General features: G+C 50.3%; 13 protein-coding genes and 1 pseudogene. 9 read left to right on the top strand and 5 right to left on the bottom strand.

The genetic code is table 11. The features are described from left to right. Positions 1-119: 119 nt before the first annotated feature. The 5 genes from recD to MON40_RS07120 form a co-directional block, all read right to left on the bottom strand. Complete coding sequence (recD, locus tag MON40_RS07140; protein ID WP_003778772.1) at positions 120-1,877, bottom strand: exodeoxyribonuclease V subunit alpha; 1,758 nt, start codon at positions 1,875-1,877, stop codon at positions 120-122. A gap of 68 nt (positions 1,878-1,945) precedes the next feature. Then, positions 1,946-2,239 carry a chaperone modulator CbpM gene (locus MON40_RS07135; protein ID WP_003778771.1) on the bottom strand — a complete coding sequence of 98 codons (294 nt, stop codon included), beginning with the start codon at positions 2,237-2,239 and terminating at the stop codon, positions 1,946-1,948. 11 nt (positions 2,240-2,250) lie between these two features. Beyond that, positions 2,251-3,195 (bottom strand): DnaJ C-terminal domain-containing protein, encoded by a 945-nt coding sequence (locus tag MON40_RS07130; RefSeq protein WP_003778770.1) that lies wholly within the window; start codon positions 3,193-3,195, stop codon positions 2,251-2,253. A gap of 482 nt (positions 3,196-3,677) precedes the next feature. Continuing rightward, on the bottom strand, positions 3,678-4,241 hold the full coding sequence (locus tag MON40_RS07125; protein ID WP_242925831.1) for a hypothetical protein: 564 nt from the start codon (positions 4,239-4,241) through the stop codon (positions 3,678-3,680). Between the two features lie 343 nt (positions 4,242-4,584). Further along, positions 4,585-5,799, bottom strand: a complete 1,215-nt coding sequence (locus tag MON40_RS07120; protein ID WP_003778766.1) for a uracil-xanthine permease family protein — start codon at positions 5,797-5,799, stop codon at positions 4,585-4,587. Between the two features lie 335 nt (positions 5,800-6,134). On the opposite strand from MON40_RS07120, the gene cmk reads away from it, so the two are divergent. From cmk to MON40_RS07080, 9 genes and pseudogenes are all read left to right on the top strand, one after another. Continuing rightward, on the top strand, positions 6,135-6,794 hold the full coding sequence (gene cmk / locus MON40_RS07115) for a (d)CMP kinase (RefSeq protein ID WP_003778764.1): 660 nt from the start codon (positions 6,135-6,137) through the stop codon (positions 6,792-6,794). 155 nt (positions 6,795-6,949) lie between these two features. Next, on the top strand, positions 6,950-8,635 hold the full coding sequence (gene rpsA, locus MON40_RS07110; RefSeq protein ID WP_003759201.1) for a 30S ribosomal protein S1: 1,686 nt from the start codon (positions 6,950-6,952) through the stop codon (positions 8,633-8,635). 10 nt (positions 8,636-8,645) lie between these two features. After that, positions 8,646-8,960, top strand: a complete 315-nt coding sequence (locus tag MON40_RS07105; RefSeq protein ID WP_003744632.1) for an integration host factor subunit beta — start codon at positions 8,646-8,648, stop codon at positions 8,958-8,960. A 163-nt stretch (positions 8,961-9,123) separates the two neighbouring features. Further along, positions 9,124-9,186 (top strand): annotated as a pseudogene (locus MON40_RS13545) (transposase); the annotation flags it as partial. Between the two features lie 128 nt (positions 9,187-9,314). Further along, positions 9,315-10,451 (top strand): cell division protein ZapE, encoded by a 1,137-nt coding sequence (gene zapE, locus MON40_RS07100; RefSeq protein WP_003778759.1) that lies wholly within the window; start codon positions 9,315-9,317, stop codon positions 10,449-10,451. Positions 10,452-10,569: 118 nt separating this feature from the next. Continuing rightward, complete coding sequence (gene ndk, locus MON40_RS07095; protein ID WP_003759208.1) at positions 10,570-10,995, top strand: nucleoside-diphosphate kinase; 426 nt, start codon at positions 10,570-10,572, stop codon at positions 10,993-10,995. A 260-nt stretch (positions 10,996-11,255) separates the two neighbouring features. After that, on the top strand, positions 11,256-12,350 hold the full coding sequence (rlmN, locus tag MON40_RS07090) for a dual-specificity RNA methyltransferase RlmN (RefSeq protein WP_003778755.1): 1,095 nt from the start codon (positions 11,256-11,258) through the stop codon (positions 12,348-12,350). A gap of 2 nt (positions 12,351-12,352) precedes the next feature. After that, positions 12,353-13,108 carry a type IV pilus biogenesis/stability protein PilW gene (gene pilW / locus MON40_RS07085; RefSeq protein WP_003759214.1) on the top strand — a complete coding sequence of 252 codons (756 nt, stop codon included), beginning with the start codon at positions 12,353-12,355 and terminating at the stop codon, positions 13,106-13,108. 4 nt (positions 13,109-13,112) lie between these two features. Then, complete coding sequence (locus tag MON40_RS07080) at positions 13,113-13,985, top strand: helix-turn-helix domain-containing protein (protein ID WP_003778752.1); 873 nt, start codon at positions 13,113-13,115, stop codon at positions 13,983-13,985. The last annotated feature ends 2 nt before the right edge of the window (positions 13,986-13,987 follow it).

Below are 13,987 nucleotides of genomic sequence, written 5' to 3'. Positions count from 1 at the left end.
GAAGATTTAGAGTATTATGCTTATTTCCAAACTGATTTTGACACACATCAATAGAGAAAGGTCGTCTGAAAACTCTCGGCAGCATCCGTTTCGTTTTCAGACGACCTTTAGGGTTTGATTCAAGCTTTCGGTACGAACATCGCGTCCAAGATGTCGCCCAATGCCGTGCGGCGGGTTTTGCGGGTTTCCACCGCCAACCGCCATTGCTCTTCATTTCCCCAAAAGACGAAGCGTTCCCGTGCGCGGGTGATGGCGGTGTAAAGCAGCGCATTGTTTAAGCCCGACAGCGCGTCATCCCCGCCCTGCTCTATTTTCCCCGACGGCGGCAGCAGCCAGACTTCCCGATATTCCGAACCCTGGCTTTTATGCACAGTCATGGCGAACGCGGAATCAAACTGCGGCAGGCGGCTGATGGCGATTTTTTTGAAACCGTCCGCATTCGGAAAATATGCCGCCAAGCCGTTCGCCGATTCCGCATCGGGCATAATCAGCCCGATATCGCCGTTGAACACTTCCAGCGTATAGTCGTTGCGCGCAATCATGATGATTTGTCCCGCGAACCACGGCGTATCCGCGCCCGCCCGATGTTTGCGTTGCAGATAACGGCAATACTCTTCGTTGAACGCCTCCGCGTCCTGCCGCCATGCCGCCAAAACGACCACATCCGCCGCGTGTCCGAACGCCAGTGCCACATCGTTTTTATCGACTGCCTGCCAGTATTTTTCGTGTTTGCGGTAAAGCAGCTCCGCCTGCTGTTTCAGACGACCTTCGCGGATTTCCAGCTCGTCGGGGAACAAGGCAAACTGCGCCCAACCTTCCCCGCTCTTGCCCGATACGACCGCCCTAGCCAGACAGCCGATGCCGCTGTCTGCGCCGAAACGGTGGCTGACCTTCAGTTGCGCGACGTTTTGCGACAAAGCCGGCGGATTTTCCTCCACGGGGAAACCGTGTTCCGGCAGATAAATACTCAGTTGCTCCGCCGTCTCCTTATCCAAAACCGTCTGTCTCGACAACGCCGCCAATACCGCGCCGACGCCGACCGAGGGCAGTTGGAACTCGTCGCCCAAAAAAATCACGCGGCAGCCCGACGGAATCGCACGCAGCAAGTGAAGCAGCAGGGAAACATCCAACATCGAAGCCTCATCCACCACCAACACATCCAAAGGCAGCGGGCGGCTGCCGTCAAACGCAGGCAGCATTTGCGGCGGGCGCAGTTTCAAAAGGCGGTGAACCGTCTGCCCTTCCAGCGCGGACAAATGATTGCGTACCGCATCCGGCATCTCGAAACCATCCACCGCCCGATGCAGCGCGCGTGCCATATGCGCCGCCGCCTTGCCCGTCGGTGCGGCCAGAGCGATACGCGGCAGGCGCGTGGCAGAGTTGGTGCAAACCAGCCCCAAAAGTTTCGCCACAGTCGTCGTCTTGCCCGTACCCGGCCCGCCCGTAATCAGCATAAACGCTTGAAGCAGGGCAAGCCCCGCCGCATCCCGCTGCCCTTCGCTGCCTTTGTCGGCAAACCAACCGGACAAGTTTTGCGACGCGCTCATCCAATCCACAGGCTCGACTTCCGCCTCCGCCAAACTCTTGATTTCAGCCGCCAAATCATGCTCGAGCTGCCACATCCGCCCCAAAAACAACTTTCTGCCCTGCAACACCAACGGCGACGCGCCCTGCCCGACCGTCGGCGCCAATCCCGCCAATTCCTCCGCCTCGCCCTCATCCAGCCAAACAAACGAATGCCCGTTCTGCAAAGCAGCAAACAGCCGCAACACATAAGGCGTCAGCACCGCAGCATGCTCCGGTACGCAACGCTCCAGCAAATGCCCGGCCGCTTGTGCGGCGGCAAGGTTCAAATCATCGGCAGTATTCTCAGCCATTTTCGTTTCCCGTATTGAAAAAAGGTCGTCTGAAAACTGTTTTTCAGACGGCCTTCTTTTGTTGACCGCTATTTGCCTTCATCCAGAAGGGATAAAGGCCGCTGTGCCTTGCGCAATTCTTCCACTTCGTCCAGCAGGCGCATAATCAGGCCGAGCGCGGGAATGCCGGCATCGAAGTCGCGGCTCAGGCGCTGGGCGCGGCGGATGCGGGCGAGTTGGAAGCCGCTGTACAAAGTTTGTTCCGGCCGGCCGTTTACGCTGATGATTTCTTCCTCTATCAGCTCCAGCAGCCAATCGCGGCGGCAGCGGCTGGCAGCGAGGATTTCTTCGAAAGTCAGGGTAATGTCGGTGTGTTGCGTCATGGTTTGTCCTTTCAGTTTGATGCGCTTTTGCCGTCAAAGTGGGCGGCAAGCTGCGCCCATGCGGCGCGGTCGGCTTCGCTTTCGGCCTTGGGAACGTTGATGCGGATGTTGAGGTACAAATCGCCCGCTTCTTTGGCCGGAATGCCTTTGCCTTTCAGGCGTATGCTTTTACCGTTTTGGCTGTTGGCGGGCAGGTTGACCTGCAAACGTCCCGCTGCGGTGGGAACGATGATTTTGCCACCCAATACGGCTTCCCAAGGCTTGACGTCTATGGTCTGGTATACGTCTTTTTTGTTTTTAACGTATAAATCGGGTTTGTCGTGGAACTTGATTTTCAGATACAAATCGCCGTTTGCGCCGCCGTTGTGGCCGGGCAGGCCCTGTCCCGCCAAACGGATTTGCTGGCCTTCGGTAATGCCTTTGGGAATTTTGACGTTTAAGGTTTTGGTCTGATAACCGACGCGGCCGTATTCGTCCACGGTCGGTACGTTCAGGCTTAATGAGCGCTCCGCGCCGACATAAGCGGCGTAAATATCGATACTCAGTTCGGCGTGCTGGTCTTCGCCTTTAATCGGACCGTCCGGCCTTGCGTGCGCCTGTCTCTGACTGCGGCCGAAGCCGGCAAACAAATCTTCAAAATTGAAATCGCCCGCACCGAAAGGTTCGCCTCCGCGGTATTCGTAGCGGAAGCCGCCGGATTGCGCGCCGCCGAACGGATTGCCGCCTGCGCTGCGGCCGTAGGGGTTGGCCAGCAATTCGTCGTATTCGGCACGCTTTTCACGGTCGGATAAGGTTTCGTAGGCTGTGTTGATTTCGGCGGTGCGCTCGGCGGCGTCAGGTTCTTTGCTGACGTCGGGATGGTATTTGCGTACCAGTTTGCGGTAGGCCTTTTTAATGGTGTCGGCGTCGGCGGTTTTGTCCACGCCGAGAATTTCGTAATAGGTTTTTTCTGCCATATCGTTGTTCTTCCGTCTTTATCATGTTAATCATTATGCCGTATTTGCTATTTATAAGGGCGGAAGGCATAGATTCAATACTCTAGTTGCACAAATATAGTGGATTAACTTTAAACCAGTACGGCGTTGCCTCGCCTTAGCTCAAAGAGAAGGATTCTCTAAGGTGCTGAAGCACCAAGTGAATCGGTTCCGTACTATCTGTACTGTCTGCGGCTTCGTTGCCTTGTCCTGATTTAAATTTAATCCACTATAAATGGTTAAGGCAGGTAAGCATCAAAAAGGTCGTCTGAAAACGGAAATCCTGTTTTCAGACGACCTGTCTGGTGTAACGGAATCGATAGCTAAGAATGGCAAGGCGGCGGTTGTTCAAATCCATAGCCGTCTGGACGATGGTCTGTCAGAGCTTTTAGCCGGTTGAAACATACCAAAGCCTTTCTATTTCGTAGCCGGCTTTGTGAGCTTTCTGCCCAATACCTTACTCTTCAGTTATATTTAGATACAGAAATCAAACTGATATGTCGTGTTTTACGGTAACGCCGAGTTTGATTCGGCGCTTCACCTTTGCCCGGATAAATCCCTGTTCCACGTTCCACTTCAAATGTAAAATGTTTTGGTTGACGGGTAAATATTGCGTATTCACGCGATTCGATTGCTGATAGGTGGACTTCTTTGACTTTGCCCAGCTTGGCTTCTGCATCTTTGATCTTCATGCCCGGGTGTACCCCCGAAGCCGTGTGACAGGCGGGAGAGTAGGTCTCCAAAGAATCAATTTTTTTATGGAGTTTTATAGGAGCATCAGGATCGTCGTCTCCATCTTGATGGGTGATAACCATGACGTCTTTAGACAGTGTAATGGCAACATACGCCACACCTTCGGGATCGCTTTCTCTCTCCATTTTCGCCTTCGGGAATTTATGTTTTACCTGCTTTAAGTTCTGCCCTAATTTAATTCCTGCGATACTGTCTTTTTCAATCAAACATTCGGCAGCGGCCGGCATGGCAAGACCTAAAATCAACGCGCTCATGATCCCGATTTTGTGCAACATGGTTACTATTCCTGTTTAATAAAAATAGGATATTAACATATCAATATATCTATATGGCAAGAATATCGTTTTAGACGACCTATTATAGTGGATTAACTTTAAATCAGGACAAGGCGACGAAGCCGCAGACAGTACAGATAGTACGGAACCGATTCACTTGGTGCTTCAGCACCTTAGAGAATCGTTCTCTTTGAGCTAAGGCGAGGCAACGCCGTACTGGTTTAAAGTTAATCCACTATATTATTTTTTCCAACATCAAATCTTTTTGCTAAAAAAGGTCGTCTGAAATCAAGGCATTCCCCATTTCAGACGACCTTTTTACCTTATCGGCGGCAATGCCAAATCAACTTTCCGTCTTCGGATCCGGTAGCAAGAAGTTCAATACGATTGCCAAAATGGCGCACAAACCGACGCCGGCAAAACTCAACGTACCGACATGAACCGCCATGCCGCCGACGCCAACCGTCAGAACCGAGCTAACAATCACCAGATTTTTCGGCTGCATCAAATCCACTTTTGCATCTACCAGCGTTTTAATGCCCAAAGAAGCAATCGTGCCGAACAAAAGCAGCATGATACCGCCCATTACGGGCAGAGGGATGGAAGCGAGGAAAGCATTGAATTTGCCGAAAAACGCCATAGCGATAGCGAAAATTGCCGCCCAAGTCATAATGACCGGATTGCTGTTTTTCGTAATCATCACCGCGCCCGTTACCTCGCCATAAGTCGTTACCGGTGGACCACCGATCAAACCTGCCACGCATACGCCCAATCCGTCGCCAGCCAGCGTTTTATCCAAACCCGGGTCTTTGGTGTAGTTGTTGCCCGTTACATTGCCGATGGCCATGATGCCGCCGATGTGTTCGATGGCGGGCGCGATGGCGACGGGCAGCATAAACAGCGCTGCCTGCCAGTTGACTTGCGGTGTTTCAAAATGTGGTACGGCAAACCACGGCGCAGCCGCGATGGTGGCAGTATCCACCAAGCCCATCACCAAAGCCAAAATATAGCCTGCGGCCACGCCGATTAAAATCGGAACCAGTTTCATCATGCGGCTGCCGAAAACCGACACAACCACCGTAACGGCAAACGTAAAGCCCGACAAAATCAGTGCATCCGCATAGCCGACCACTTGGTTTCCGCCGGATTTACCCATTGCCATTTCACTTGCGGCCGCAGCGACAGACAAACCGATAACCATAATCACAGGCCCGATAACCACAGGCGGCAGCAGCCGGTTGACCGTAGCCAGCCCGCGCCATTTAATCAGCGCGGCAAATACAAAATACATAAAACCCGCCGCAAACAGCCCGAACATGGTCGAAGGCAGGCCCCATGTTTTAATGGAGTAGATAATCGGCGCAATAAAGGCAAAAGAAGAACCGAGGAAAATCGGCACTTTACGTTTGGTGACTATTTGAAAGAGCAGCGTACCGATACCCGCCCCCAAAAGTGCCAAAGAAGGATTCAGTCCGGTCAATAGCGGAACAAGCACCATCGCCCCGAACGCCACAAACAAAATCTGCGCGCCGGAAACCGCCAATTTAAGCTGGTTCATCAAAAAGCCTCGTCAAATCAATTCAAACGGCGGGAATTATACAGTTTCACCCCATAAATGAACATTAATTTACAAACAACCCATTAAATATACCAAGCCCCTGAAAACAAAACTGAACTGCCCTACTCCTAACCTGCCAAATCTTCATCTGAATTACCCAAACGAAATAATAACAAATAAAGTCAGGTTTATATCCAAGCTCCAATTGACACCAGAGGTCGTCTGAAACGCTTTTTCAGACGACCTCGGTTCTCATTATTAAATAATTATCTATATAATGCCTGCCTGATACGTCCTTTCAGACGACCTCCTGCATTATTTCAGAAAGCCAAAATATGAATACCAAACAAAAAGTCATCGCCATAGACGGACCCAGTGCATCGGGAAAAGGAACGGTCGCTTCCCGTGTCGCTCAGGCTTTAGGGTTCGATTATCTGGACTCCGGCGCGTTATACCGCCTGACCGCGCTGTACGCGAAGAAACGGGATGTGGAATGGAGCGATGAAGAGGCGGTTGCCGCGTTAGCGGAAAATCTGCCCGCCCGCTTTGAAGGCACGCAGGTTTTTTTGGATGATGAAGACGTTTCGGGACAAATCCGCAGCGAAGCCATCGGCATGGGCGCTTCTGCGGTGGCGCAGTTGCCAAAAGTGCGTGCCGCGCTTTTGCAGCGGCAGCGTGATTTTCTAACGGGAAAAGGTTTGGTCGCCGACGGGCGCGATATGGGTTCGGTTGTTTTCCCCGATGCGGCGTTAAAGGTTTTTCTGACCGCAGGTGCGAAAATACGGGCGGAACGCCGCGCCAAACAAATCGGCATTCCATGCGAAGGCTTGGAATTTGAACGGATTTTGTCGGACATCGAGGCACGCGATGAAGCGGACCGCCGCCGCAGCGTTGCGCCCTTAAAGCAGCTTCCCGACGCGGAGCTTTTGGATACGGGTGGGCTGAGTATCGAAGAAGCTGTAAAAAAAGTGCTTGATTGGTATCATAAAGTTTGAAATTTAGGGTATAATCCCTGCGTTTTGTTTCAGACGACCTTTGGAGCATCCGAAGGTCGTCTGAAATATTTATTTTCAAAGCCTGCCGTGCCAAGGGCGGCAGGCATTCTCCAACCTACCCCGCACCCCTTGGCGGTGTACCGAAAAGAGTATATATGACTATGGAAAATTTTGCCCAGTTGCTTGAAGAAAGCTTTACCCTGCAAGAAATGAACCCGGGTGAGGTGATTACTGCCGAAGTCGTGGCAATCGATCAAAACTTCGTTACCGTTAATGCAGGTCTGAAATCAGAATCTCTGATTGACGTTGCTGAATTCAAAAACGCTCAGGGCGAGATTGAAGTTAAAGTTGGTGATTTCGTTACCGTTACCATCGAATCCGTTGAAAACGGCTTCGGCGAAACCAAACTGTCCCGCGAAAAAGCCAAACGTGCTGCCGACTGGATCGCTTTGGAAGAAGCGATGGAAAACGGCGACATCCTGTCCGGCGTTATCAATGGCAAAGTCAAAGGCGGCCTGACCGTTATGATCAACAGCATCCGCGCATTCCTGCCGGGTTCTTTGGTTGACGTACGTCCCGTTAAAGACACTTCCCACTTTGAAGGCAAAGAAATCGAATTCAAAGTCATCAAACTGGACAAAAAACGCAACAACGTCGTGGTTTCCCGCCGTGCCGTTCTGGAAGCTACTTTGGGTGAAGAGCGCAAAGCCCTGCTGGAAAATCTGCAAGAAGGCTCTATCATCAAAGGTATCGTTAAAAACATCACCGACTACGGTGCATTCGTTGACTTGGGCGGCATCGACGGCCTGTTGCACATCACCGACCTGGCATGGCGCCGTGTGAAACACCCGAGCGAAGTTCTGGAAGTCGGTCAAGAAGTTGAAGCCAAAGTCCTGAAATTCGACCAAGACAAACAACGTGTTTCTCTGGGTATGAAACAATTGGGCGAAGATCCTTGGAGCGGCCTGACCCGTCGTTACCCACAAGGTACCCGCCTGTTCGGTAAAGTATCCAACCTGACCGACTACGGTGCGTTCGTTGAAATCGAACAAGGTATCGAAGGTTTGGTACACGTTTCCGAAATGGACTGGACCAACAAAAACGTACACCCAAGCAAAGTCGTACAATTGGGCGACGAAGTCGAAGTCATGATTCTGGAAATCGACGAAGACCGCCGCCGTATCTCTTTGGGCATGAAACAATGCCAAGCCAATCCTTGGGAAGAATTTGCCGCCAACCACAACAAAGGCGACAAAATCTCCGGTGCGGTTAAATCCATCACCGACTTCGGCGTATTCGTAGGCCTGCCCGGCGGTATCGACGGTCTGGTTCACCTGTCCGACCTGTCTTGGACTGAAGCCGGCGAAGAAGCTGTACGCAAATACAAAAAAGGCGAAGAAGTTGAAGCCGTTGTATTGGCAATCGACGTTGACAAAGAGCGCATCTCTTTGGGCATCAAACAACTGGAAGGCGATCCTTTCGGTAACTTCATCAGCGTAAACGACAAAGGTTCTTTGGTTAAAGGTTCTGTGAAATCTGTTGACGCCAAAGGTGCTGTTGTTGCACTGTCTGACGAAGTGGAAGGCTACCTGCCTGCTTCCGAATTCGCAGCCGACCGCGTTGAAGACCTGACCACCAAACTGAAAGAAGGTGACGAGGTTGAAGCCGTTATCGTAACCGTCGACCGCAAAAACCGCAGCATCCGCCTGTCTGTTAAAGCCAAAGACGCTAAAGAAAACCGCGAAGCTCTGAATTCAGTCAACGCTGCTGCAACCGCCAGCGCAGGTACTACCAGCCTCGGCGACTTGCTGAAAGCCAAACTGTCCGGCGACCAAGAATAAGGTTGCAGACATGACGAAGTCTGAATTAATGGTTCGTTTGGCAGAAGTTTTTGCCGAGAAAAACGGTAACCAATTGCTGGCAAAAGACGTCGAATACAGCGTAAAGGTTTTGGTTGATACCATGACCCGCTCGCTGGCTCGCGGTCAGCGTATTGAAATCCGTGGTTTCGGCAGCTTCGATTTGAACCATCGCCCGGCCCGTATCGGCCGCAACCCCAAAACCGGCGAACGTGTGGAAGTGCCTGAAAAACACGTCCCCCACTTCAAGCCCGGTAAGGAATTGCGTGAACGTGTGGACTTGGCTTTACAAGAAAATGCCAACTAAACCTGAGTAAACGAACGCCGCAGAAATGCGGCGTTTTTGTTGTCTGAAAATATGGTTCTCTATTGTTTTCGTAATTTGGGCGGAATTTGTAATGGAAAATTCATAGGGTCGTCTGAAATCATCTATAATACGTTTCTTTTAATGATTGCCCGTTGATAAAACGTATAGTGGATTAACTTTAAATCAGGACAAGGCGACGAAGCCGCAGACAGTACAGATAGTACGGAACCGATTCACTTGGTGCTTCAGCACCTTAGAGAATCGTTCTCTTTGAGCTAAGGCGAGGCAACGCCGTAATGGTTTAAAGTTAATCCACTATAATTGTCAAACCCAAAAACATAATAAAGGTCAGATATGAGTGATAGAGGTCAACTGTTTGTCGCCCCTCCGTTTGAAAACCACAGCCCGCTGACTTGGTATCAGGCTGCAGCCGAACAACCGAATTTCATCCGCGATGAAGCACAGGCGCGGGCGATTGAATATTTGGATCGTTTGTGGACGGAACTGATGATGTTCAAACGCAAACGCAATCGTTTCCTAGGGCGCAGCCTGCGCTCTCCCCAAGTGCCGAAAGGTCTGTATTTTTATGGCGGCGTGGGTCGCGGCAAAAGTTTCTTGATGGACGCTTTTTTCGGCTGCTTGCCATACCGCCGCAAACGCCGTGTCCACTTTCATGCCTTTATGGCGGAAATCCATAAGCGTTTGAAAGACTTGAAAAGCGAAGCCAACCCTTTAAAAGCAGTTGCTGCCGAGATTGCCAAAGAGACCCGCGTATTGTGTTTTGACGAATTTCACGTCAGCGATATTGCGGATGCGATGATTCTGGGTCGCCTGTTGGAAAACTTGTTGAGCGAAGGCGTGGTTTTGGTGGCAACTTCCAACTATGCCCCGTCCGAGCTTTATCCCCAAGGTCAAAACAGAAGCAGCTTTCTGCCGACCATTGCGCTGATTGAATCCAGCCTGACTGTCTTAAATGTTGATGGCGGGGAAGACTACCGTCTGCGTACTTTACGTCCTGCTGAGATTTTCTTCGTTCCCAACAATGAAGAAAACGAGCAGAAATTGGTTGATTTGTTTAAAGAAATGGCGGGAATTTCCGAACTGAATCCCGGTGTCAGCGTAATACACGGACGTGAAATTCCGCACAAAGCCCATTCTGAGCGCGCCATTTGGTTCGATTTCCGCGCTTTATGCTTTGGTCCGCGTTCGCAAGCCGATTACCTCTATTTGGCCGAACATTATGAAATGGTGTTCGTATCAGGATTGGAACGTCTGACGCCGCAGGAAAAAGCCGAAGCGCGCCGTCTTACTTGGCTGATTGACGTATTGTACGATTTCCGAGTAAAACTCTGTGCCACCAGCGCGGTAGGCGTAAACGATATTTATGTCGAAGGCGATTTCGCCGAAGAATTTACCCGTACCGCCAGCCGTATGGTGGAAATGCAATCGGAAGTTTATTTGGAACAACCGCATCTGACGTTGAAAAAATAAGATTCAGGAGAAGAAAAAAGAGCGGCTTTTCCCAAAGTAAACTGAAATTTGATAAAATAGCAGTTCATTTTCCCCAACCTCAGACTATTGTACAATGCAATAAAAACAAGGACATAATATGGCTATTGAGCGCACGATTTCCATCGTTAAACCCGATGCTGTAGGTAAAAATGTAATCGGCAAAATTTACAGCCGTTTTGAAGAAAACGGACTGCGTATTGTCGCCGCCAAAATGAAGCACCTCAGCGTGCGCGAAGCCCAAGAGTTTTATGCTGTCCATAAAGAGCGTCCTTTTTACGACAGCTTGGTTGCCTTTATGACCAGCGGTCCTGTCATGATTCAGGTGTTGGAAGGTGAAAATGCCGTTGCAAAAAACCGTGAACTGATGGGCGCGACCAATCCTGCGGAAGCCGCTCCCGGTACGATACGTGCCGATTTTGCCGAATCTCTCAGCGTAAACGCCGTACATGGCTCTGACAGTCTGGAAAACGCAGCAATCGAGATTGCCTACTTCTTCAGCCAAAGCGAAATCTGCCCGCGTTAACGATAGATGCCGTTCGAACGTCCGACCGGTTCGGTCGTTTGGACGGTTTTGTCGATATTGTTTGTCTCAATCTGTTTTCAGACGACCTTTCTCAAATGGGGGTCGTCTGAAAATATGATAGAAGGAGCTTGGAAATAAAAGCTGTTTGCTCAACAAGATTCAGTGCATGTTCAAACCCACTATGCAACGCACTAATCCGCCGGATTTGCAAGATTTATCACGACAGCCTTTATTAAAAGCTTTACCAAGAAATAAACCACATGAAAACCAATCTGCTGAATTATGATTTAAACGGACTGACCCATCATTTTGCCGAGATGGGCGAAAAACCGTTCCGCGCCAAACAAGTCATGCGCTGGATCCACCAAGCCGGTGCGCAAAGTTTCGATGAAATGACCGATTTGGCAAAATCCCTGCGCCTGAAACTCAACGAACAGGCAAGCGTGGATGTGCCCAAACTGATGATGGCGCAAGAATCCGCCGATGGGACGCGCAAATGGCTGTTGGATGTAGGAACGGGCAACGGCGTGGAAACGGTGTTTATTCCCGAAGCAGAACGCGGTACGTTATGTATTTCCTCTCAAGTCGGCTGCGCATTGGAATGCACCTTCTGTTCTACCGGCCGCCAAGGTTTCAACCGTAATCTGACCGCTGCCGAAATCATTGGGCAACTGTGGTGGGCAAATAAAGCAATGGGCGTTACGCCGAAAAACGAACGCGTGATTTCCAATGTAGTCATGATGGGCATGGGTGAGCCAATGGCGAACTTTGAAAATGTCGTTACTGCGCTGAGCATCATGCTGGACGATCATGGCTACGGCCTCAGCCGCCGCCGCGTTACCGTTTCCACATCGGGTATGGTGCCGCAAATGGACAGGCTGCGCGATGCGATGCCTGTTGCGCTGGCAGTATCCCTTCATGCTTCCAACGACGAAGTGCGCGACCAAATCGTTCCGCTGAATAAAAAATATCCGTTGAAAGAATTGATGGCGGCATGTCAACGCTATTTGGTCAAAGCACCAAGAGATTTCATTACTTTTGAATACGTTATGTTGGACGGAGTCAACGACAAGGCGCAGCATGCGCGCGAACTGATTGAGCTGGTAAAAGACGTACCGTGCAAATTCAATCTGATTCCGTTCAATCCTTTCCCCAATTCCGGCTACGAACGATCTACCAATGAAAATATCCGCGTTTTCCGCGATATTTTGCAGCAGGCAGGATTCGTGGTAACCGTCCGCAAAACGCGTGGCGACGATATTGACGCAGCTTGCGGTCAATTGGCAGGACAAGTACAAGATAAAACACGCCGCCAACAAAAATGGCAGCAGATTTTGGTTGAACAACAGAGCTGATTATGAAACTGAACATTTGGCAACCCATTATTTTAACTTTGGTTTTGGGCGCATGTGCCGGCCCGAAAGGCCCAAGCAGAGCGGAACGCGCGACACAGGTCGCCAATATCAAAACCCAGTTGGCTATCGAATACATGCGCGGGGGCGATTACCGTCAAGCAACGGTAAGCATTGAAGAGGCATTGAAAGCGGACAGCAGCAATGAAGATGCATGGCTGGTTCGCGCGCAAATCTATCAATATCTCAAAGTGCGCGAAAAGGCGCAGGAAAGCTTCCAAAAAGCCCTATCTTTGAAACCTGACAATGCGGAAATCAACAATAACTACGGCTGGTTCTTGTGCAGCGAGATGAATAATCCTGCCCAGTCCATCAGTTATTTTGACAAAGCCCTGGCCGATCCGACTTATCCTTCTCCGTTTATCGCCAACCTCAACAAGGGCATTTGCAGCGCGAAGATGGGTCAATATTCGCTGGCAGAAGCTTATCTCGAACGCTCTTTGGCTGCGCAACCCCAATTCCCGCCTGCGTTTAAAGAATTGGCAAGAACCAAAATGCTGGCAGGCAATTTAAACGAAGCGGACTATTATTTCCGTCAATACCAAAGCAAAGTCGATGTCTTGCAGGCAGATGATTTGCTGCTGGGTTGGAAATTGGCGACCGCTTTGGGCAATAGCCAGGCAGCCTACGAATACGAAGCCCAGTTAAGGGCAAACTTCCCCTACTCGGAACAATTACAGGCAGTAACCACAGGTAAGTAACTACATGGAAAATCAAAAGAAAAACGAATACGACATTCAAGCTGCCAAATCATTGGGTGATGAGCTGGGACAACTCAGACACAAATCAGGTTGGGATATTGACGAAGTAGCACGACGGTTGAAACTGTCTGCCGAACAAATTGAAGCACTTGAAAAAGGAGACTATTCTTTCTTTTCAGGATTGGTCTTCGTTATGGGCTATCTGCGTTCTTATGCCCGCCTGTTGAAAATCGATGAAGCAACCATTACAGGTCGTCTGAAAGCCATTTCCGCGCCGGAAGAAGACCATGTCTATCTGGTTGATCGCAAACAAAATGCTGGCTTGAACTACCAAGATGGTGAAAAAGTCGGTTTTCCCAAATGGGTTTTGGGCATGGCGGCGCTCATCCTGCTTGGCGGCGGTATTTATGTTTGGCAAAGCAAGTCCAATCATGAAAACGAACAACAAGTCGCGCAAAACAGCGATGCAGTACGCAACAGTATGCAGACGCCGGATTTGAAAAAAGAAAATGTTGCCGTTTCCAATATGGCAGAAAACGGCAAACAAGAAATATCCAATGCCGAAAAAGCAGCTTCAAGTGTCGCCGCATCCGAAGCAGCGGCATCCGCACCTGAAGTCAAAGTCGATTCAGACGAGCTTTGGATTAAAGTCCAATACCGAAGCAATCTGATTATCACCGACAAGAAAGGTACCATGATTTTCAGCCGGATCATTCCCGCAGGAAGCGAAAGGCGTTTTAAAGGCGGTGCGCCCTACAATGTCTGGATCGGTATTGCCACAGGTGCACAAGCCAATTATGGCGGGACAACCATCAATCTGGCAGAATACCGGGTTGCCGGTGAAAAATCAGCTTCCTTTGTAGCAGGAAAAAAATAAAG

The organism is Neisseria macacae ATCC 33926 (genome assembly GCF_022749495.1).
Lineage (GTDB): Bacteria > Pseudomonadota > Gammaproteobacteria > Burkholderiales > Neisseriaceae > Neisseria > Neisseria macacae.
Note: the sequence above shows the minus strand (reverse complement) of the source record. Positions and strands in the feature narration are given on the sequence as shown.